The organism is Serratia sp. NCCP-200 (genome assembly GCF_059697885.1).
The window spans coordinates 465,580-485,260 of record NZ_BAAKUJ010000001.1 but is presented as its reverse complement, the minus strand read 5'-3'; the positions used below and the strand labels follow the sequence as shown (position 1 = coordinate 485,260).

General features: G+C 57.4%; 17 protein-coding genes. 5 read left to right on the top strand and 12 right to left on the bottom strand.

Going from position 1 to position 19,681, the window contains the following annotated elements; all coding sequences use genetic code 11:
- The first annotated feature begins 4 nt into the window (after positions 1-4).
- Positions 5-436, top strand: a complete 432-nt coding sequence (locus AC6HVW_RS02275; RefSeq protein ID WP_059201342.1) for a tripartite tricarboxylate transporter TctB family protein — start codon at positions 5-7, stop codon at positions 434-436.
- Between the two features lie 11 nt (positions 437-447).
- The gene (locus AC6HVW_RS02270) at positions 448-1,968 is read left to right on the top strand and encodes a tripartite tricarboxylate transporter permease (RefSeq protein WP_024530649.1); all 1,521 of its coding nucleotides are present in this window, start codon (positions 448-450) and stop codon (positions 1,966-1,968) included.
- 81 nt (positions 1,969-2,049) lie between these two features.
- Here the strand turns inward: AC6HVW_RS02270 and AC6HVW_RS02265 are convergent, their stop codons facing one another.
- Together AC6HVW_RS02265 and AC6HVW_RS02260 are read right to left on the bottom strand one after the other, a co-directional pair.
- The gene (locus AC6HVW_RS02265; RefSeq protein WP_071684069.1) at positions 2,050-2,679 is read right to left on the bottom strand and encodes a CatB-related O-acetyltransferase; all 630 of its coding nucleotides are present in this window, start codon (positions 2,677-2,679) and stop codon (positions 2,050-2,052) included.
- A 183-nt stretch (positions 2,680-2,862) separates the two neighbouring features.
- A complete protein-coding gene (locus tag AC6HVW_RS02260; RefSeq protein ID WP_186486570.1) occupies positions 2,863-3,849 on the bottom strand; it encodes a DMT family transporter in 987 nt (328 codons plus the stop codon).
- Positions 3,850-4,018: 169 nt separating this feature from the next.
- On the opposite strand from AC6HVW_RS02260, the gene pdxR reads away from it, so the two are divergent.
- Complete coding sequence (gene pdxR, locus AC6HVW_RS02255) at positions 4,019-5,473, top strand: MocR-like pyridoxine biosynthesis transcription factor PdxR (RefSeq protein ID WP_071684071.1); 1,455 nt, start codon at positions 4,019-4,021, stop codon at positions 5,471-5,473.
- On the opposite strand, the gene AC6HVW_RS02250 is transcribed toward pdxR, so the two are convergent.
- Genes AC6HVW_RS02250 through AC6HVW_RS02235 form a run of 4 tightly spaced genes read right to left on the bottom strand, consistent with a single transcriptional unit; the run spans position 5,470 to position 9,130 of the window.
- On the bottom strand, positions 5,470-5,970 hold the full coding sequence (locus AC6HVW_RS02250; protein ID WP_071684072.1) for a protein disulfide oxidoreductase: 501 nt from the start codon (positions 5,968-5,970) through the stop codon (positions 5,470-5,472). The two genes, pdxR and AC6HVW_RS02250, sit on opposite strands and share 4 nt — an antisense overlap.
- Positions 5,963-6,679, bottom strand: a complete 717-nt coding sequence (locus AC6HVW_RS02245) for a DsbA family protein (protein WP_071684073.1) — start codon at positions 6,677-6,679, stop codon at positions 5,963-5,965. Before AC6HVW_RS02245 ends, AC6HVW_RS02250 begins: the two co-directional genes overlap by 8 nt.
- On the bottom strand, positions 6,679-8,712 hold the full coding sequence (locus tag AC6HVW_RS02240) for a protein-disulfide reductase DsbD family protein (RefSeq protein WP_186486569.1): 2,034 nt from the start codon (positions 8,710-8,712) through the stop codon (positions 6,679-6,681). Before AC6HVW_RS02240 ends, AC6HVW_RS02245 begins: the two co-directional genes overlap by 1 nt.
- Positions 8,713-8,761: 49 nt before the next feature.
- Positions 8,762-9,130, bottom strand: coding sequence for a hypothetical protein (locus AC6HVW_RS02235; RefSeq protein ID WP_021806041.1), 369 nt, complete (start codon positions 9,128-9,130; stop codon positions 8,762-8,764).
- 180 nt (positions 9,131-9,310) lie between these two features.
- On the opposite strand from AC6HVW_RS02235, the gene flk reads away from it, so the two are divergent.
- Complete coding sequence (flk, locus tag AC6HVW_RS02230) at positions 9,311-10,336, top strand: flagella biosynthesis regulator Flk (RefSeq protein ID WP_071684075.1); 1,026 nt, start codon at positions 9,311-9,313, stop codon at positions 10,334-10,336.
- Here the strand turns inward: flk and AC6HVW_RS02225 are convergent.
- Both AC6HVW_RS02225 and AC6HVW_RS02220 read right to left on the bottom strand, forming a co-directional pair.
- Positions 10,333-10,785: a rhodanese-like domain-containing protein gene (locus AC6HVW_RS02225; RefSeq protein ID WP_071684076.1), complete on the bottom strand. Its 453-nt coding sequence runs from the start codon at positions 10,783-10,785 to the stop codon at positions 10,333-10,335. The genes flk and AC6HVW_RS02225 overlap by 4 nt on opposite strands.
- Positions 10,786-10,833: 48 nt before the next feature.
- The gene (locus tag AC6HVW_RS02220; RefSeq protein WP_209555092.1) at positions 10,834-11,949 is read right to left on the bottom strand and encodes an SLC13 family permease; all 1,116 of its coding nucleotides are present in this window, start codon (positions 11,947-11,949) and stop codon (positions 10,834-10,836) included.
- Between the two features lie 145 nt (positions 11,950-12,094).
- Here AC6HVW_RS02220 and apbE point away from each other — a divergent pair, with 145 nt between their 5' ends.
- Positions 12,095-13,126, top strand: coding sequence for an FAD:protein FMN transferase ApbE (gene apbE, locus AC6HVW_RS02215; protein WP_071684077.1), 1,032 nt, complete (start codon positions 12,095-12,097; stop codon positions 13,124-13,126).
- 357 nt (positions 13,127-13,483) lie between these two features.
- On the opposite strand, the gene AC6HVW_RS02210 is transcribed toward apbE, so the two are convergent.
- Genes AC6HVW_RS02210 through AC6HVW_RS02195 form a run of 4 tightly spaced genes read right to left on the bottom strand, consistent with a single transcriptional unit; the run spans position 13,484 to position 19,653 of the window.
- On the bottom strand, positions 13,484-16,627 hold the full coding sequence (locus AC6HVW_RS02210; protein ID WP_071684078.1) for an efflux RND transporter permease subunit: 3,144 nt from the start codon (positions 16,625-16,627) through the stop codon (positions 13,484-13,486).
- Entirely contained in the window at positions 16,624-18,066 is a 1,443-nt protein-coding gene (locus AC6HVW_RS02205) for an efflux RND transporter periplasmic adaptor subunit (protein ID WP_186486568.1), read from the bottom strand. The genes AC6HVW_RS02210 and AC6HVW_RS02205 overlap by 4 nt, the downstream gene beginning before the upstream one ends.
- Positions 18,066-19,322, bottom strand: coding sequence for a TolC family protein (locus AC6HVW_RS02200; RefSeq protein ID WP_071684080.1), 1,257 nt, complete (start codon positions 19,320-19,322; stop codon positions 18,066-18,068). Before AC6HVW_RS02200 ends, AC6HVW_RS02205 begins: the two co-directional genes overlap by 1 nt.
- 10 nt (positions 19,323-19,332) lie before the next feature.
- Entirely contained in the window at positions 19,333-19,653 is a 321-nt protein-coding gene (locus tag AC6HVW_RS02195) for a copper-binding protein (protein ID WP_059201355.1), read from the bottom strand.
- Positions 19,654-19,681: the final 28 nt, after the last annotated feature.

Sequence of the window (19,681 nt, the reverse complement as noted above, 5' to 3'; positions counted from 1 at the left end):
TGACATGAGCGATCGTATTTTTGCTGCTCTGTGGCTGCTGCTCTGCGGCGGCGGCCTGTTTCTCGGTTGGGGCATCCAGAGCGAATACAGCTACGAGCCATTAGGGCCACGCCCCTTCCCTTTGGCCATCCTGAGCCTGATGGCCCTGTGTGCCGCATTGCTGCTGTTGCGTCGGCCACAGCTAGTCGAGTGGCCACATAAAAACGTGCTGCAACGCCTGCTGGTGCTGGTAATCACGCTGGTGCTGTACGCCTGGGGATTCGAGTGGCTCGGTTTCCCGCTGGCAACGGCTCTGCTGACTTTCAGCATTGGTCTGCTGTTCCAGGCCAGTATCAAAGCCGCCTTGATTTCAGGCGTCGTAATGGGCGTTTCTCTGTTCTACGCCTTTGATTATTTACTGGATGTCACACTGCCACTCGGCGTTTGGCTGAGCTAACGGGAGCGATAATGGAAACCTGGATGTATTTATCACAAGGGTTCGAAGTGGCGCTACTGCCCCAGAACCTGATGATCGCCCTGATCGGCTGCTTCGTTGGCACTATCGTCGGGCTGCTGCCGGGCCTTGGCCCGATCAACGGCGTGGCGATCCTCTTACCGCTGGCTTTCGCCTTGAAGCTACCCGCCGAGTCGGCCCTGATCCTGCTGGCCACGGTGTATATCGGCTGTGAATACGGTGGGCGGATCTCTTCGATCCTGCTCAACGTCCCGGGGGATGCCGCCGCAATCATGACCGCGCTGGATGGCTATCCTATGGCCCAGCAGGGCCGTGCAGGGGTTGCCCTGTCGATCTCCGCTGTCAGCTCTTTCACCGGCTCGCTGGTCGCCATTATCGGCATTATTCTGTTCGCCCCCATGCTGGCCCGCTGGTCGCTGGCGTTTGGCCCGGCGGAATACTTTGCCCTGATGGTCTTTGCCATTGCCTGCCTTGGCAGCATGATGAGCCAGAACCCGTTGAAATCCTTGCTGGCGGCCCTGATTGGGCTGGGGCTGGCCACCGTAGGGGTGGACGCCAATACCGGCGTGTATCGCTTCACCTTCGACAGCGTACACCTCTCTGACGGCATTCAGTTTATTGTGGTGGTGATCGGGTTGTTCTCGGTCAGCGAGATCTTGCTGATGCTGGAAAGCACCAGCACGGGCCAGAAGCTGATCCGTAAAACCGGCCGCATGCTGTTTAACCGTAAAGAGGCCGCCGAGTGCGTTGGCCCGACCCTGCGATCCTCCTTTGTCGGTTTCTTCGTCGGTATTCTGCCCGGTGCCGGGGCGACTATTGCCAGTGCGCTCACCTATATGACCGAGAAGCGCATCAGCGGCAACAGTGAATCGTTCGGTAAAGGGGATATTCGTGGCGTCGCCGCACCGGAGGCCGCCAATAACGCTTCCGCCTGCGGTTCATTTATCCCGATGCTGACCCTGGGCGTACCGGGTTCAGGCACTACGGCGGTGATGATGGGAGCATTGACGCTGTATAACATCACCCCTGGCCCGGCAATGTTCACCGAACAGCCGGATATCGTTTGGGGGCTGATCGCCGCGCTGCTGATCGCTAACGTGATGTTGTTGATCATGAACATCCCGTTAATTGGGCTGTTCACCCGTATGCTGACCGTGCCGCTGTGGTTCCTGGTACCGGCGATCGCCGCCGTTTCCGCCGTTGGGGTCTATGCGGTACACAGCACGACCTTCGATTTGCTGCTGATGGTGGGGCTAGGCGTGTTTGGCTACATCCTGCGCAAAATGCACTTCCCGATGTCGCCGCTGATCCTGGGATTTGTGTTGGGGGAAATGCTGGAGCAAAACCTGCGCCGGGCGTTGTCTATCAGCAACGGGAACTTTGACATTCTGTGGAGCAGTGCCATTGCCCAATGCCTGTTGGTGCTGGCCGTCGCGGTGTTGGTGTTACCCCCACTGCTGCGCAAACTCCGCAAGCACCGCCGTATCACAGGAAAAGCAACGGAAGTTGAGTAATGCAAAAAGGGCGCTGCATCATGCAGCGCCCCAATGTTGTGAGCCGGTTAAAAATCGGGCGGGACTAACTCGCCCGATTTATTATTGGCGTATAACCTCAACAGCCTGTTCCAAGGCCGTAATATCATCGCTGGCCAGCAAGGGCTGGATGCTGACGAACGCTTCGGCGGCCAAATCGTAAATCTGCAACGCGAGTAAACGCTCGATTGTCTCCGCAGAAAACCGCCGTTTAATCATCCGGGCCGGATTGCCGCCAACGATAGCGTAGGGCTCGACATCCGCAGTCACCACGCAACCGGCAGCCACTATCGCCCCTTCGCCAATCGTCACGCCAGGCATCAGCATGGCCCGCATCCCGATCCAACAACCATCGCCAAGGCGGGTATCACCTTTAGGTAAATAAGACGCCTGGATGGTTTCCATAAACGGATACAGGCTCAGCCAATCAATACGGTGGGTATGATTCCCTCCCATCAGGATCACCGCTTCGGCACCGATACAGACATAATCGCCAATGTGCAACCTGTCTAGCTGCCCCAGTGGCTCCCACTGTTGGCTGACCGCATCGCCGTGTAAATAGCGCACCACGGAGCGTTCAAAGCCGTCATCCCAGCAATGGCTGTAATAACTGTGGGTTCCCTTGATCAGGATATTGGGGTTGGTTACCGTCTGGTGGAGTAATTCTACTTGTGACCAGTGTTTATCAGACATGGCATCTTCTCTTAATTTATTGCAAGAGCCACGGAACGTAATGTCAGTGGCAGCGTTTTCCGTTCAAAAACACTGCCCAATCAAGCGATAAGCGCTCGTTTTAACCTTGGATTAATGATCATTTGCTGTTTGCACCCTGTTGTTTCGCTGCCAATGGTAACAAACCAGCGCAGAAAGCCAAGCCTACTTCGCTCTTCTCAGCATCAATACCCCGCCCATCACCAGCGCGCTACCCAATAGCTGTAACTGGTTCATATTTTCTCCCAACAGGAAGTAGGCGATGACCGCGGTAAACACCAGCTCCAGCGACAGGATAAGGTTGGCCACCGCCAGCGGCAGGGTTTTCAGGCTGATATTGTACAGGCCAAAGCCCAGCAGCGTTGGCCCTGCGGCCAGCGTGAGCAGCAACAGCCAGCCACTCCACTGAATGCCTTGAATTCCCTGGGATAGAAACCACAGGTCCCCCGCCATGCCGTGAAATGCCGCCAAGGGGAAAAACGTCAGCAAGGTGTTGAACAACCACTGGTACACGGCGGAAAAACCAAATACGTACAGGATGGTATTCCACACCGGGTAGCGCCGCTCGCTGGCGATACGCCCGCCGAGGGTGTACAGGGTGTAACCAATGCCGGACAGCATGCCGACCATCAGCCCCAACAGATCAAAACGGCTGTTGCCCATGCTGTCGCCGTTACTGACCAGGAAGCAGCCGCCCAGGCTGACCACGATCACCAGCAGTTCGCGCAGGCTGAGGCGTTCGTTGTACATCATCCAGCCCAGGAATACGGTAAAACCGACCGAGCAATAGGTCAGAATGGTCGCCACCGAGGCGCCATTGAGCGCCACCGACAGCGTCCATAAGCTGTTAAACAGTGCCAACAGCAAACCGTAGCCAGCGTAGAACGGCACCTGTTCACGGCGCAGAGAGGCCCATTGCGGTTTGAACAGCAGCAATAACGGTAACAACACCAAGGCCACCAAGACCGCACGCCAGAAAGCCAGCACAAACGTCGGTAGATGGTAATACTCGGTCAGCGCGCGGATGATGATGGCGGTAAAGGCCAACAGCATGGCACTGATTATGGCGATCACGTACCCCTGGTTGGTTCCCCGCAGGATCCCGCCACTGACCACAACTGGTTCTGCTACAACACCCGACGGTAACGACATAACACCCTCAAAATTCCACCGCTTAATTCTCTGGCGGAGATTTTAACGCGGCCAGATTTTGCCACCATAGCCACTTTGCTACGATGTTGTGCAGGCCACTTTTATCGGTGCCAAGCCTTGTTACTCTGGGATATAGTGAAAACAGACTTTTTTTGACCGGGCCAATTTTATGCACATTCCACTGGATCGTCAGCAGGACATTCCGCTGTATCTGCAGATCGAAGAAGCGCTGCGCCGCGCCATTCTTGGCGGCACCTTTGCCGATGGCGATAAATTGCCGTCAACGCGCAGCCTGGCCGCCGAGCTTTCGGTCAGCCGCCTGACGGTGGAAAGTGCCTACGCCGAACTGACGGCCAAAGGATTGTTACAACAGCGGCGTGGCAGCGGCGCCTATGTCCGCCACCTGCAACCGGCCCCTATGCAGCAACGGCCAGCATCCAGCGAGCTATTCCCTGCGGATCGCTTCACCACCACCACGTCGCGGCTGGACGGTTATCCGGATATTCCTTTGCCGGAGCACATCATCAACTTTGCCGCTGGCGTCGGCAGCCCCAAGGTGTTCCCTCTGGAGGCGTTCCGCAAGATCCTGCTGTCGATCCTCAGCCGTCATGCGGAAGAGGCCTTCAGCTATGGTGATTATTGTGGTTACTACCCGCTGCGCGACACGCTAAGCCGGATCCTGACCGCTCAAGGTATCCCCACCCGAGCCGAACAGGTGCTGATCACCAACGGCTCGCAACATGCCATCAGCCTGATTTTCCAGACGCTATTACGCCCAGGGGATACGGTGATTGTCGAAGAGCCCACCTATGCCGAAGCTCTGGGACTGCTGCGCCTGCACCAGATCAACATTGTTCCAGTGCCCAGCGATCGTCACGGTATGTGCGTTGAGCAACTGCCGGAGCTGATCGCCCGGCATCAGCCCAAAATGATCTACACCATCCCCAATTTCAATAACCCCACCGGGCGCTGTCTGAGCGAAGCCCGCCGCAGCCGCTTGCTGGCGTTGGCGCAACAGGCCGGGATAGTGATCCTGGAGGACGATTTTGTTGGCGATCTGCGTTACAACGGTAAAAGCCTGCCGTCACTGCGCGCCATGGCTCCCGCTGGCACGGTGATTTATGTCAGTACCTTCTCCAAAATGCTGCTGCCCAGTATGCGCATCGGTTATCTGGTGGCAGACAGCGAACAGTATCTGCAATTCTCACGGCTCAAACACGTCGACAGTTTTACCAGCTCCAACCTGATCCAGCGCGCGCTGGACGCCTTTGTCACCGTTGGCAGTTACGACAAGCAGCTGCGCCGGGCGGGAAGGATATACCGCCAGCACCGAGATGCTATGGTGGCTGCATTAAGCGAGCACCTGCCACCGGGCTGTCGGTTTGAAATCCCTGCGGGAGGGCTGTTTATCTGGCTGGAATTGCCACCTGCCGTAAGCACCACAACCTTGATGCCAATAGCCTGGCAACAGGGTGTCACCTTTGCCCGTGGCGAATGTTTTTATGTTGAGGAGCAGCACGGCGCACATGGCTTGCGGTTGAATTTTGCCGCCAATACGCCGGAGCTGATTACCGAAGGGATCGCCCGGCTTTGCCGGGCGATTGTTGAGGTGACGGGGAATTAAACGCTGGCCCACCAGAGCCGCAGTTTCATGCCCCAATAGCTGGTCCAGCCGGTGGTGCTTTGCACCACCTTCCCCTGAGAGATCATCACGATGGTCGGCGTTACGCCAATCTGCCACTGCGCCGATAGCTTGCCCTGCTCATCGTTAACTACCGGCAGTTGCAGCTTCTTGGCCGCCAGCCACTGCTCAACCTGCTGGTCATTGCCCGAACGCAGCGCCACGGTCATCACATTACCGCCGTTTGCCACCAGTTTAGCCACGTAAGGCGTAGTAAAGCGGCAAACCCCGCACCAGTTGGCCCAGAAATAGACCAATAAAGGCTTATCCTGGCTGAGCTGCGCCAACGACACCGGCTCTCCGTCCAGGGTTTCCAGCATTTGCTGCTCAAAGGTCAAGGGAGCCTGTGGAGCTCGCCACCAGTCCATGGCGAACGTCACGCCCAGCACGAGCAACAGCAGAATCAGCAGTTCGCGCGTCCAGCGCCGTAACCTAGCCATTTTTTACCTTCGCCAATTGCTGCTTCACTAACGCTTCCAGATCCTCATAAGACACCGCGCCCGGCAGCATCTGATCGCCAATCAGGGTGGCAGGCGTTCCCTGCACGCCAAACTGTTCCGCCAACTGCATATTGGTACGCAGCGTGGTCATGCTCTGCTCGCTAGGTGCCACCGGCTTAACACCCGTTTTCTCTTGCGCTGCGGCGATGCTGGCGTTGTCATGAAAGCCTTTTTTCGCCATCAGGCGCTGATGCAGCGGCCAGAACTGTTCTGGATGCTGCTCCCAAGCCGTCAACGCCACCCGCGATGAGGCGATCGAGCTTTCCCCTTTGAACGGCAACAGCTTCACCACCAGCGCCACATCGGGATATTTGTTGACGATCTTCTCCAACATCGGATCAAACTGCTTACAGTACGGGCAGTTGTAATCGGTGAAGGCCACCAGCGTCAGCTTGGCATTCTTGGCCCCCAACCGCGGGCTGGCAGGATCGTCGAACAGGATTTTGCTATTCTGCTCAATCGCCTGACTGAGTTGCTGGCCGTTGGTTTGCTGCTGCCAAGCATTAACCGCTTCTGCCAGAATATCCGGGTTAGAGACCAGCGTTTCGCGGATCAGCTCTTTGATCCGCACTTCCTGCTCGGCGGTGAAAGGGGCCGCAGCCCAGACCGGGGTGACAATCAACAGCAGTAACATCAGTAACTTGTTCATTATTGGTTTCCTTTGGCAGTAGACAGGGCTTGCAGTACGGCTTCGCGAGTGAGCAGCGGTGACAACACTTCGCCGTCTGGCAAGCCGGGGCCATAGATTTGGTTAAAGGGAACGGCAACGCTGCCGCGCTGTTGCAGGAAGGCCGAGATGCTTTCAGACGGGCGGCTCCAGTCACCACGCAACGCCACTACATCATCAGCGCTGAGTGCTTTTTGCACCTCGTCGCGCAGCAATACGTTGTATTTATTCGCCTTGCAGGTCACACACCAGTCGGCGGTCACATCAACAAACACCCGTTTATTTTCAGCTAGTGCCTGTACGATCGCCTGTTCAGAAAGCGGTTGCCAGGCGATGTTGTCGTGCAACGGCTGTCGCCACTGGTTAGCGGTCAACGATCCCATCAGCAATGCCAAACCACCTACCACCAGCACGCTGGCCGTCGCGATCCCCGCTGACCGGGCACCTAACTGTTGCCACACCGCCAGCAATAAACCGAGCAGCAAGATGGCACCGACAATCAAAGTCGGCTTCACGCCGATATGGTTGGTCATCAGGCTAAGCAGCCAGAGCGAAGAAACCAGCATTAGCAAGCCCAGCACCAACCTCATCCCGTTCATCCAGCGGCCAGGACGTGGTAGGCGTAACGCCAGCGCAGGCCAGGCGGCAATCAGCAACCAAGGCAGGCTCATGCCAATTCCCAGTGCCACAAACATGCCCCAAAGCACCGGCAACGGAGCCGCCAACGCAAACGCCACCGCCGTTCCCAGGAAAGGAGCCGAGCAAGGCGTTGCCAACAGCGTGGCAAACGCTCCCTGCCAGAAATGACCACTCAAGCCACGCCCGTTATGGGTGGCCAGCTTGGTATTCAACGAAGAAGAGAGTTGCAGGTGGAACAGGCCGAACAGATTGGCGCTGAACAGCAGCGTCACCAGCACCATAAAACCGATAAACCACGGGTTTTGGAATTGGATACCCCAGCCCAGCGCGTGATTGCTCAGGCGCAACAGCGTCATCAACAAGGCGAGCGCCATGAAGGACACCACGATCCCCAAGGAAGAAGCCAGAAATTGCCAACGCACGCTGCGCCGATCGCGCTGTTCGACCTGCAAGATGGAGCCTAGCTTCATCCCTAACACCGGCAGCACACAAGGCATCAGGTTAAGAATGAAACCGCCCGCTAACGCCATCAACACCGCTTGCCACAAGGGGAAAGCCGCCGTGGAGGGCAAAGCAAGCGGCCCGCCAATGGTCAGCGTAGCCTCCTGAGCGATCCCTCCATCGCTGATAACCAGCCGCAGCTGTTTACCACGCAGATCCGGTGCTGCGTCTCCCCAACCATCACTCACGGGAACTCGCGCTTGCAGACTCTCGCCATCACTGCTGACCGTTGGCTTACCCAAATCGGCTCCTGCCACCGTATCAAAGAACAGCTCAGGTTGTTGCCAGCCCGCGGTACGCTGCGCGCTAATCTGCAACTCACCGTTGCGATAACCGGCACGCAGGCTGTCCACCAACCCACTGGCAATCGGCACCTGCCCCATCGCCTGAGCAAAGTCGTGATTGAACTTTGGATCAGCCGGGGTGGTGAGATCCAGTTTGAACGGATAATCGGTCAAGATGCAGACGTTGCTACAGGTGGATAAGGTAAGCGTACCCTCCAGTTGCTGTGGCACTGCCCCCTTTAACACGATAGGCAGTGTTACCCGCTGATGATAGCCCTGCGTCGAGATCCCTGCCACGTCAAAGCGCTGCGGCGTTGGCCAGAACCAGGTTGCCGGTGGTGGGTTGCCCTGCCAGGTGATTGCTGGCGCAATACCTCCTTCCCCTGGTGAGCGCCAGTAGGTTTTCCATCCTTTTTCCAGCTCAACAGCGAGCAGCACACGGGTTTCGTCCCCGTTGCTGGTGTCGGCACGCAGCCTGACTTTTGCATGATCGTTCTGCGGGCTTTGCAGCCAGCCGCTATCCGCTGCCTGTGTCGCAGGTAGCCAAAGTAATAACAGGCAAGCCAACGCCAGCCTGATGATATTCCACATAGTTGTTCTCCATAAATAAATTAGTCACTCGGTTTGGCGAGGGATTAACTCATTCACGGAACACGCATAATCGCAGATGCACCCTGAGGGTGGTGGGGGAAATAACGCGTACAGGAGGGAACGACAAGCGTGGAGCGATGATCGGGGTCAACAGGACCAGTAACATCCCCAGGCCAAACAGCACGTTTTCAAACATTACCGGGGAAGAAGCCAACAACGATTTGGCACTCAGCTCACAGGGGGTCGTGGTGGTGGCCTCTTCATCACCGCTGGCCACGGATTGGCTGACGCTGACAGAGGGCAGGCCAAGGGCCAGTTGCAAGGTATGCAAGCCCGCCATGCGCTGGGTGAGGCACGTCAGTACCACCAGGCAAGCCAGGGTTAAAAACCATTTTGCAATCCGCTGCCGATTTATCATCACGCCCTCAATGCCGTATCTGCGCCTATCTTAGCGGCGCAAACAGGATAAGCAACGATTGGCCTGTAAAGAAATGTCTGGCGGCGGTATTGATGGCACGAAATTACAGGTATCATAAGCGATTAAGCCTGTGCTTTTCGCCGGGTATGTCGACTTTATACACTGCGAAGGACTGGTGATATGCAACCGTTAAGTGGACCTGGCGCTCCTGGCGCAGCCGATCACCCTCCAACCGCTGGCAAAATCCCTCCTGCCGACGATCAACCGCTCTCCCCAGCCCAACGCACCCAGTTGGAAAAACTGATCGTCAAAATCATGGCCCTCAGCCCGGCCAAATCCGCCGAGATCTGGGCCACGCTGCGTCATGAATTAGGAGCGGATAACCACAGCGAACTGTTGGCGCGCCATTTCCAACCGGCGGAGCAGCTACTGCAAAACCGCCTTGGCGTGGCACAACAGAGCCATGCCAGCCGCCAACTGCTGCAACAGCTCACCGAACTGTTGCCACAAGGCAATAACCGCCAGGCGGTCAGCGACTTTATCCGCCAGCAGTTTGGCCATACGGTGTTAAGCCAGTTGAGCCACCCACAGCTCCAGCAAGTGTTGAACCTGCTGCAAACCGGCGAACTGACAATCCCTCACCCGCAACAAACGGCCACCAGCGATCGTTCGCTGCTGCCTGCGGAACATCAGCACTTACAGCTGCAGGTCACCAAGCTTAGCGCGGCCACCGGTGAGACAACGGCCAAACTCTGGCAGGCACTGTTCGATCTGGTCGGGGTAAAAATCAACGATCCGTTGCCCGCACGCCACTTCCAACTGCTCAGTCAGTTTATGCAGGTGAAATTGGCGCTCAGCCCGCAAACGGCGCCGACACTGCAAAACCTGCTGGCGGTATTGAAACAGCCAGCAGACCAGCAGGAGCAGCAACAGCTCAATGACTATTGCCAGAGCCGCTTTAACGGCAACCTGAATACGCCGCTGACCCACGCACAGCTAAACGACGTGATCCAGCAGCTGTTTACCCGCCGTCTGGACAAGGCTGGCCACGCTCCGTCGTTACACAGTGGCGTCCAACAGCCACAGCCATTGCTTAACCCGCTAATCGCCGCCCTGCCGCAGCCTTTACAGTCGGTATTCAGTAAGCCTCTGGCGCTGGTTGTCGGCGTTATCGTATTGGTATTGGTACTGTGGGTGCTGTTTTAACAGCCGCACTCCGGCGCTTTATCCCGCCCCTGCATCGTGCCCTGCTCAACACCGATGGTCACCGGATGGCCATCGCGTAGCCAGAAATCCAGCCCGCCAATCAGCTCTTTGACCCGAAAGCCGAACTTGGCCAACTTGTATGCCCCCTGGGTGGAACCGTTACAGCCGATACCGTCGCAGTAGGTGACATAGACCTTGTCGCGATCGAGAGATGAGGTGCTGCTTTCATCCATTAAACGATGAGGAAAGCTCACCGCGCCAGGAATGTGCCCGGCGGCGTACAACGCACTGGCACGGGTATCGATCACCACAATCTCGCTGACGCCATTGCGCAAATCTTCCGCCACATCCGCCGAGTCGGCGTAGAAGGCGAGCTTTGCCGCCAGATAATCCAGGCTTTGTGCTGCCGTAGCCGGGGGATAGGCCAATACCAACGAAGAGATGCTCATAATAGAACTCCAATGCATTAAGAGTGATGACAAAGTGCTTGAGTCAAATTAACCCAGTAGCAGCCAACCCACTAACGTAGCCCAGGCCAGGAACGGTATCGAATAGTAATGGAACTGCAGCCAGATCTGGCGTTCTCCCGCCATCCGCAGGGCGATCAGGTTCGCCAACGATCCGATCGCCAGGCCAAATCCCCCGGCGTTTACCGCATAGGCCACCAAGGCGCTGGACGGCACATAGTTCAGCAACAAAATGGTCGCCGGGACGTTGCTGATCACTTGGGATAGCGCAATCCCCAACGCATACACGCTGCCATCCGCCAGCGAGGCAATCTGGTCAAACAGCGGTTGCACCGCCGGCAGTTGGGTCAGCAAACCAATATTGATAAACATGGCGAGAAATACAAAGATCAGGCTCCAGTCAATCTGCAGCAGCACCTGGCGAGCCAACAGCAGAAAACCGGCAAACACCAGTAACATGCCATACAACGGCACGTCCAAATCCAGGCAGATCAGAAAGACCACATACAGCGCGACACTGGCCAGCAACAGGCGCATTTGATAAGGATAAGGTTGGGTGTTCGGGGCTTTGACAATTTTCCGCGCCGGGAAACTGAACCAGGTGACCACCAGCAGGCTCAGCATCATGATAATGCCGAACGGTGCCATGCGTCCGATAAACTCCATAAAGGTCAGCGAAGACTTGCTCCACAGCAAAATGTTCTGCGGATTGCCAATCGGCGTCAGCAACGACCCGGCGTTAACCGCCAGTGCCTGGAAGATGATCAGGCGGCTTATCGGCAGTGAAGAGAGCTTTTTCAGCGTAATGGTCAACGGGATCACGATAAACAGCGCCACATCGTTGGTGAGAAACGACGACAGCACCGCAGCGGCACACACCAGAAACAGTGCCAGTGAGCGTTCACTTTGCAGGGTGTTCACGATCTGGCGGCCGATAAAATCGAAATAACCGCTCACCTCAACACCTTTGGTCAGCAGCATCAACCCCAGCAGGGTCATGATGGTGCGCCAATCGATAAAGCCAGACAGTACACTCAACGACTGTGGCCCAATGGCGTACAGCAGCATCCCCATCAGCAGCAACGCATGCAGGAAGCGGTCATGCAAAAATGGCCTCAACAAACTGGTCACCGCATTTGAACTCATGGATTTACTCTTATTTTTCAAGCTAAGGCTGGAAAACGACGTTAGCCGAAGCTCTTGAATTACGCCAGTAAAAAAGCACGTTGCCCTTTCCATTTATCGTATTTTGTTTTATACCCGTCGTCTTTCCCTGCTTTTAGGATTTTCTATGGCCAATTCCATTGCCAAAAGGCTGCTGCTCAGCGCGGCGCTGATGCTGCTAGCCGCCTGTAACGATGCCAACACCCGCCCCCAGATCGACATCGAAGGCAAAACCATGGGGACGTTCTATAGCGTAAAGGTCAGCGGCACTATCACCGAGAGCAAGCAACAATTGCAGCAGGAGATCGATGCGCTGCTGGAGCAGGCCAACGACGATATTTCCACTTACCGCCCCGATTCGGTGTTATCCCGCTTCAACCAGAGCACCTCTGCCGAGCCGCAGCCCATCCCCCGTGGAATGGCCGATATCATTCTCACCGCTCAGCGCATTGGCCGTGATACCGGGGGCGCGATGGATATCACCGTCGGCCCGTTGGTTAACCTGTGGGGTTTCGGCCCGGATAAGCGGGCCATCAAAGTCCCCAGCCAGCAGCAGATCGATGCAGCCCGTCAGCATATTGGCTTGCAACATCTAAAACTGCTGAGCGACAGCCGAGGTGAATGGCTGCAAAAAGATCTGCCTGAGATGTATGTCGATCTCTCCACGCTGGGCGAAGGCTACGGGGTAGATCAGTTGGTCCAGTTGATGGCGCGCAAAGGCATCACCAACTATCTGGTATCGGTGGGCGGAGCCGTTTCATCACGCGGCGTGAATGGCCAGAACAAGCCTTGGCGGGTGGCGATCCAAAAGCCAACCGACCGGGAAAATGCGGTGCAGGCGCTGGTGGATTTGCAAGGCTACGGCATCAGCACTGCGGGGAGTTACCGTAACTACTTCGAGCAGGATGGCCAGCGCTATTCCCACGTGATCGATCCCGTCACCGGGCGGCCGATCACCCATAAGCTGGTTTCCGTTACGGTGATTGCCCCTACGGCGCTGGAGGCCGACGGTTGGGATACCGGGTTGATGGTGCTGGGCACGGAAAAAGCGCTGAAACTGGCCGAAGAGAAAGGACTGGCGGTGTATCTGATCAGCAAAACCGATGACGGCTTCAGCGCGGTGATGACGCCGCAGTTTAAGGCGTTCCTGGTGCAGTAGGACCTTTAAAATCAGCGTATTACCCCTCACCCTAACCCTCTCCCACAGGGAGAGGGGACCGATCGAGTTCGCTATTCGTTTCAGAAACTTACCTGACCATGGCACTAAATCAACTGTCTTTTAACCAACCAACAGATTGATCACGGTACCTTGCCACAACTCCGGACAGCCCCCTATCCCAAAGGGAGGGGACCGATCGAGTTCGCTGATTTTTCTGTGTAATATTTGTGAATCCAGTAAAAGTTGATATCCCATACCCTCTCTTCTTACACTCCGCTTCCCGAAGTTGCACGAAACCAACCAACCACTCCGGACAGCTCCCTCTCCCTGTGGGAGAGGGTTGGGGTGAGGGGCCAATTACTCTACTTTCTCACCGGATTTTTCATCCTTGCGGTGCAGCAGCGAATACACCGCCGGGATCACCAGCATCGATAGCAATGGCGCACTCACCATACCGCCAATCATCGGTGCGGCAATCCGCTGCATCACCTCTGAGCCAGCACCACCGCCCCACATAATCGGCAGTAAACCGGCCATAATGGTCGCCACCGTCATCACCTTTGGCCTGACGCGCAACACCGCGCCTTCGCTAATCGCCGCCATCAGTTGCTGATGACTCAGCGGCTGGCCCGGTTGACGATGTTTCGCCAGCGCCTGATTAAGGTACAGCACCATAATCACGCCAAACTCTGCCGCTACCCCGGCAAGGGCAATAAAGCCCACCGCCCCCGCCACCGACAGGTTGTAATCGAGCAGATACAGCAGCCAGACCCCACCTATCAGCGCAAACGGCAGCGTCGCCATGATCAGCAGCGCATCGCTCACGCTGTTGAAAGTGACAAACAGCAACACAAAGATGATCGCCAGCGTTACCGGCAGCACAATCTTCAACTGGGCGCTGGCGCGTTCCAGATACTCAAACTGCCCGGACCAACTGAGGGAAACCCCGGCAGGCAGCTTCACCTGCTGTGCCACCACCTGTTGCATCTCTTCCACCGCCGATTTCAAATCGCGCCCGCGCAGATCGACATAGATCCAATCCGAAAGCCGGGCATTCTCGCTTTTCAGCATTGGTGGCCCTTCGGTGATGCGAATATCCGCCAGTTCTGCCAAAGGTACTTGCCCACCGGTCGCCGTCACCACAGGCAATTCACGCAGCTTTTGCAGCGAATCACGGATCTCCCTTGGGTAGCGGACGTTGATAGGATAACGTGCGCGCCCTTCAATGGTTTCAGCAACGTTTTCCCCTCCCACCAGCGTAGCGACCACCGATTGCAGCTCTTTCACCGAAACGCCGTAACGCGCCGCACGCTGACGATCGATATCGATATCCACATAGCGCCCTCCGGCCAGGCGCTCCGCCAACGCGGAAGTCACACCTGGAACCTGCTTCACCACCTGCTCAATCTGGCTGGCGGCCAGCTCGATATCGGCAATATTACTGCCGTTGACCTTGATGCCTACCGGGCTTTTGATGCCGGTCGCCAGCATATCCAGACGGTTACGGATCGGCGGCACCCAGACGTTGGCAATGCCTGGCACCTTGACCACACTGTCCAGTTCGGCCACCAGTTTGTCCATCGTCATACCGGGCCGCCACTGGTCGCGGGGCTTAAAGCGAATGGTGGTTTCCAGCATGGTCAACGGGGCCGGATCGGTTGCCGTCTCCGCCCGCCCAGCCTTGCCAAAGACCGTGTCCACTTCCGGCACGGTTTTGATCAAGCGGTCGGTCAGTTGCAGAAGCCGTGCCGCCTCGCGTGCCGAGATCCCCGGCAGCGTCGAAGGCATATACAGCAGATCCCCTTCGTCCAACGGTGGCATAAACTCGCTGCCCAGACGGCTGAGTGGGAATAAGGTCAGCACCAACAGCAGAGCGGAAATCCCCAGGGTGGTTTTAGGACGCGCCAGCACCGCCGCCAGCAACGGCTGATACATGCGGATCAACCAACGATTGATCGGATTGGCATGTTCGTCCGGAATACGGCCCCGGATAAAATAGCCCATCAGCACCGGCACCAGCGTGATACCCAACCCCGCCGATACCGCCATCGCATAGGTCTTGGTGAACGCCAGCGGGGAAAACATCCGCCCTTCTTGCGCCTGTAGCGAAAACACCGGGATAAACGACAGGGTGATGATCAACAGACTACAGAACAGCGCAGGGCCAACCTCAACCGCCGCCTGCTCTGAGATGTGCCAATAATCTTTTGAGGTGGGCTGCTGGCCGGGATGACGTTGCCGCCACTGCTCCAGCACCTTGTGCATGTTTTCGATCATCACGATCGCCGCATCCACCATCGCGCCGATGGCAATGGCGATCCCTCCCAACGACATGATGTTGGCGTTAACGCCTTGATAGTGCATCACCACAAAAGCGCCCAGGATCCCCAGCGGCAGAGTCACCATCGCCACCAGCGCCGAACGGAAGTGGGACAGGAACAAGGCGCACACCACCGCAACCACCAGGAACTCTTCCAACAGCTTAAATGACAGCGTATCGATCGCGTGCTCGATCAGTTGCGATCGGTCATAAACCGGCACGATCTCCACGCCCGGTGGCAGGGTGTGCTGAAGCTGTTGCAGCTTGGCCTTCAGCGCATTAATGGTTTCCAGCGCATTCTTACCGTAGCGCATTACCACAATGCCGCCAGCCACTTCACCTTCACCGTTGAGTTCCGCCACACCACGGCGGATTTCCGGCCCCTCACGTAGCTCTGCCACCTGCGATAACAGGATCGGCACCCCGTCGCGCGCAGTGATCACCACGTTATTAAAGTCGGTGAGTTTTTTCAGGTAGCCGGAGGTACGCACCATATACTCAGCCTCCCCCATTTCCAGCAGCGCACCGCCGCCTTCCTGGTTGGCATCCTGAATAGCACTCACCACCTGCTGATGGGTAATATTCAGCGCCCGCATACTTTGCGGATTTAATATCACCTGATATTGCCGCACCATGCCGCCAACGCTGGCTACTTCCGCCACGTTAGGCACGGTTTTCAGCTCAAACTTGAGCGTCCAGTCCTGCAAGGCGCGTAAATCCGCCAGGCTGTGTTTACCAGTACGATCGACCAGCGCATACTCATAAACCCAGCCAACGCCGGTAGCATCCGGGCCCAGCGCCACTTTGACCTGCGGGGGCAGAGAGGACTGGACCTGGCTGAGTGACTCCAACACCCGCGAACGCGCCCAGTAAGGATCGGTACCGTCTGCAAACAGAATGTAGACGTAGGCATCGCCGAACATGGAGAAGCCCCGCACCGTGCTGGCTCCCGGCACCGTTAGCATGGTGGTGGTCAGCGGGTAGGTCACCTGATCTTCAATCACCTGCGGCGCCTTGCCCGGATAGGTCGCCCGGACGATCACCTGCACGTCAGAGAGATCGGGCAGCGCATCCAGCGGTGCCTTCTGCAACGCCCATACGCCCCACCCGGCCAGCAATATCGAAGCCAGTAATACCAACAGGCGATTGCGTATCGACCAGCGGATCACGGAAGCGATCATTGGTGGCCTCCTTGCGGCATGATCTGGCTGATGTGCGAACCGTTTTCATCCACGCTAAAGTGGAACATCACCTTGCTGCCGATGCCAATCCCGGCGGGTAAGCCACCCGCTGGCAAGGTGAAATCCATGGTCATCGCGGGCCACTGCAACTCTGCCACCGGATCATGCGACAGTGTGACGGTAGCGCCATCCACCGCCTCGACCACGCCCAACGTCTGATACTGTTTTACCCCCTCCTGCCCGGCCATCTGTGGCAAGGCGCTGCGCATGCTGGCTTCGGAATCAATCAGGAACTGGCCTGAGGTGACCACCTGTTGCCCTGCCTGCAGACCCTGTTTAATTTCTACCCAGCCGTCCTGTGCCAGGCCGGCGACCACGTCAACCGGAGCAAAGTGGCCGTTCCCTTCCGCCACCAGCACCCGGTTGCGATCGCCACTGCCGATCAGCGCCTCCTGCGGGATAGCCAGCACCGGCTTGGCCCCGGCGTTTTGCGCCAGTTGCACCTGCAAATACATGCCCGGCTTCAGGCGCTGTTGGGGATTTTTCAGCACGATACGCGCTTTAAAGGTGCGGGTAAGCGGATCGACGTTAGGCAGCAACTCGCTAACCTCGCCAGTAAAACGTTCACCCGGCCAACTGGCGGAGCTGGCTGCCACCGCATCGCCAACCTGCAACAGCCCGGCCTGCGACTGCGGGTAATCAATCACCATCCACACCGGATCGAGACTGGCCAACTCAAACAGGCCCTGCGTCGCGGTGACCTGCATCCCTTCCCGTGCGTCCAGCTTGTTGATAAATCCACTCTCCGGGGCGGTAAGGGTAATGCGGGTCTGGGGTTGGCCACTGCGTTCAACCTGACGAATGATGGCTTCAGGCATAAACTGCAACGCCAGACGCTGGCGAGCAGCAGAGGTCAGTGCGCTATCGCCCAGTTTGCGGATCGCCAGGTATTCCTGCTGTGCAGCACTCCAGTCCGGGATCCATAGCTGTGCCAACGCTTGCCCTTTCTTTACCTGCTGCTGGCTGGCACGTACATAGAGTTTGTCTATCAGCCCGTTGGCCCGTGCGGCAATCACCTGCACGCCACGTTCATCGGTGGCAACACTGCCATAGGCATCAAGCTGCAAATTCAGTTCACGCAGTTGTGCAGCCGTTGTACGCACACCCAGATTCTGCTGTTGGCGGGCGCTGATGGTGACACCACCGTCATCCTGCTGCTCATCGGCATAGCGTGGCACCAGTTCCATATCCATAAACGGCGATTTGCCCGGCTTATCAAAACGCTGGCCTGGCACCATCGGATCGTACCAATACAGCACCTGCCGTTCGGCACCGCCGCTAGCAGGTTGCGCCGCAGTTCTTTCCCCGGCAAACCAATAACCGCCCATAGCACCGCCCAATAAGGCGGCTAACAGCGTCAGGCTAAAACGCATTTTCATCAGATTGCCTCCTGCACGGTGAGATAACGGATGGCGGCCCATAGCTGCGCCAATTCACGCGCGGCCTTACCGGCGCTCAGACGGCTGTCGAGCAAGGCCCGACGAGCTTCCAACACTGAGGAGAGATCGCTTTTACCACTGCGGTATTGCGCCAGTTGCAGTGCCACGCGCTGTTGTTGCAACGGGACCGCTTGCTGCTGTTGACGCTGCCATTGCGCCTGCGCGGCCTGATACTGCGCCAGCAGCGTATCTAACTGGGCCTGATGATCGCGGATCAATAACGTCAACTGATCGTTGGCCTCCATCGAACGGGAAACGTCGGCGGCATAGTCTTTGTCCTGCCGTTGGGAGCGGAACAGCGGCAGATCGACGGTAAACATCACGCCCGCCATATCCTCATAGCCATCGGCCCGTTTGCCATACGATACTTCTATGCCCACGTCTGGAATGGCGGCCACCTCGGACTGTGCCGATCGCGCCTTGGCCACATCGGCCTCACGGCTTGCCTGCACTACCTCGGGATGCTGTTTGATCGCTTGTCGCAACAGGTTGCTCTCGGCGGGCAGGCGCTCGAAGCGTGGCAAGGGGCCACCGATCCCCTCAACCTGCTGCCCGGTCAACTGGGTCAAGCGCGCCTGGGCGATGGTGACGTCACGCTGCGCCTCGCTGAGCCGGTCCTGCATCGCCAACAGCGTCAAGCGAGCATCGATGACGTTAGCGGCGGGTGAACTACCACTGGCCACTCCGGCATGTTGGGCAGCGATCTGGCGTTCACTCTCCTTGAGCAAGGCCGTGGCATCTTTCAGCGTCTGCTGGCTCAGCGCCAGTTCCAACCAGGCTTGTGCCGTCTGCTGCTGCAAGCGGGCGCGGATTGTCGCACTGTTGGCTTCGGTTTTATTAGCCTCGGCACGCAGGGTATTCGCCTTACGTTGGCGTTTGGTGCTGCTGACATAGTCCTGCATGATGCCAACCCGCTCCATGGTCATACCGTCACGAGTCAAGCGCCGGGCGCTACCGCCTTGTACCGGCACGTTTTCAATGCCGAATTTCAGCTTGGGATCGGGCAGCTCCATCGCCGAATCCGCCATGTTTTGCAACGCATTCACCTGATGCTGGTTGGCCGAAAGCTCGGCGGAATAGCGCTCCGCCGCCGCCAGCGATTGCTCCAACGTCAGGCCGGTTGCCTGCGCACTCGCCGTCCAACAGGCGAGCAGCAGCCAGCCCACCCGCAATGGGTGAGAAAGTAGTCTGGACATGGTGCCCCCGTTAGTCTTGGCTGGCGCGGATGGCGGTCAGCTGATAGCCGCCGTCAACCTGACGGAAGCTAAACTCCACCGCAGTCCCGGCAGCCAAAGCAGGCAATGGCGGCTGTGGCTGAAGGAAATTCATGGTCATCGGCGGCCAGTTCAAGGCAGGAATGGCTGGGTGGGCGAGCGACACTTTCTGCTCACCCCAGGCCTTAACGGTCCCTTTAGAGTGATAGACGGCGGCGTCTTGGCTGGCATGTTGGTGATGTTGCATCTCCGCAGCGGAGACGAATGAAGAGAACATCAGAGAGATGAAAACGGCAGTGATCAGATTACGCATAACGATAGCTCCATAGAATAGACAAAAA

Bases quoted from the DNA above. Each gene is read 5' to 3' on its own strand.
- AC6HVW_RS02275 (WP_059201342.1), top strand. From the start codon at position 5: ATGAGCGATCGTATTTTTGCTGCTCTGTGGCTGCTGCTCTGCGGCGGC.
- AC6HVW_RS02270 (WP_024530649.1), top strand. From the start codon at position 448: ATGGAAACCTGGATGTATTTATCACAAGGGTTCGAAGTGGCGCTACTG.
- AC6HVW_RS02265 (WP_071684069.1), bottom strand. From the start codon at position 2,679: ATGTCTGATAAACACTGGTCACAAGTAGAATTACTCCACCAGACGGTA.
- AC6HVW_RS02260 (WP_186486570.1), bottom strand. From the start codon at position 3,849: ATGTCGTTACCGTCGGGTGTTGTAGCAGAACCAGTTGTGGTCAGTGGC.
- pdxR (WP_071684071.1), top strand. From the start codon at position 4,019: ATGCACATTCCACTGGATCGTCAGCAGGACATTCCGCTGTATCTGCAG.
- AC6HVW_RS02250 (WP_071684072.1), bottom strand. From the start codon at position 5,970: ATGGCTAGGTTACGGCGCTGGACGCGCGAACTGCTGATTCTGCTGTTG.
- AC6HVW_RS02245 (WP_071684073.1), bottom strand. From the start codon at position 6,679: ATGAACAAGTTACTGATGTTACTGCTGTTGATTGTCACCCCGGTCTGG.
- AC6HVW_RS02240 (WP_186486569.1), bottom strand. From the start codon at position 8,712: ATGTGGAATATCATCAGGCTGGCGTTGGCTTGCCTGTTATTACTTTGG.
- AC6HVW_RS02235 (WP_021806041.1), bottom strand. From the start codon at position 9,130: ATGATAAATCGGCAGCGGATTGCAAAATGGTTTTTAACCCTGGCTTGC.
- flk (WP_071684075.1), top strand. From the start codon at position 9,311: ATGCAACCGTTAAGTGGACCTGGCGCTCCTGGCGCAGCCGATCACCCT.
- AC6HVW_RS02225 (WP_071684076.1), bottom strand. From the start codon at position 10,785: ATGAGCATCTCTTCGTTGGTATTGGCCTATCCCCCGGCTACGGCAGCA.
- AC6HVW_RS02220 (WP_209555092.1), bottom strand. From the start codon at position 11,949: ATGAGTTCAAATGCGGTGACCAGTTTGTTGAGGCCATTTTTGCATGAC.
- apbE (WP_071684077.1), top strand. From the start codon at position 12,095: ATGGCCAATTCCATTGCCAAAAGGCTGCTGCTCAGCGCGGCGCTGATG.
- AC6HVW_RS02210 (WP_071684078.1), bottom strand. From the start codon at position 16,627: ATGATCGCTTCCGTGATCCGCTGGTCGATACGCAATCGCCTGTTGGTA.
- AC6HVW_RS02205 (WP_186486568.1), bottom strand. From the start codon at position 18,066: ATGAAAATGCGTTTTAGCCTGACGCTGTTAGCCGCCTTATTGGGCGGT.
- AC6HVW_RS02200 (WP_071684080.1), bottom strand. From the start codon at position 19,322: ATGTCCAGACTACTTTCTCACCCATTGCGGGTGGGCTGGCTGCTGCTC.
- AC6HVW_RS02195 (WP_059201355.1), bottom strand. From the start codon at position 19,653: ATGCGTAATCTGATCACTGCCGTTTTCATCTCTCTGATGTTCTCTTCA.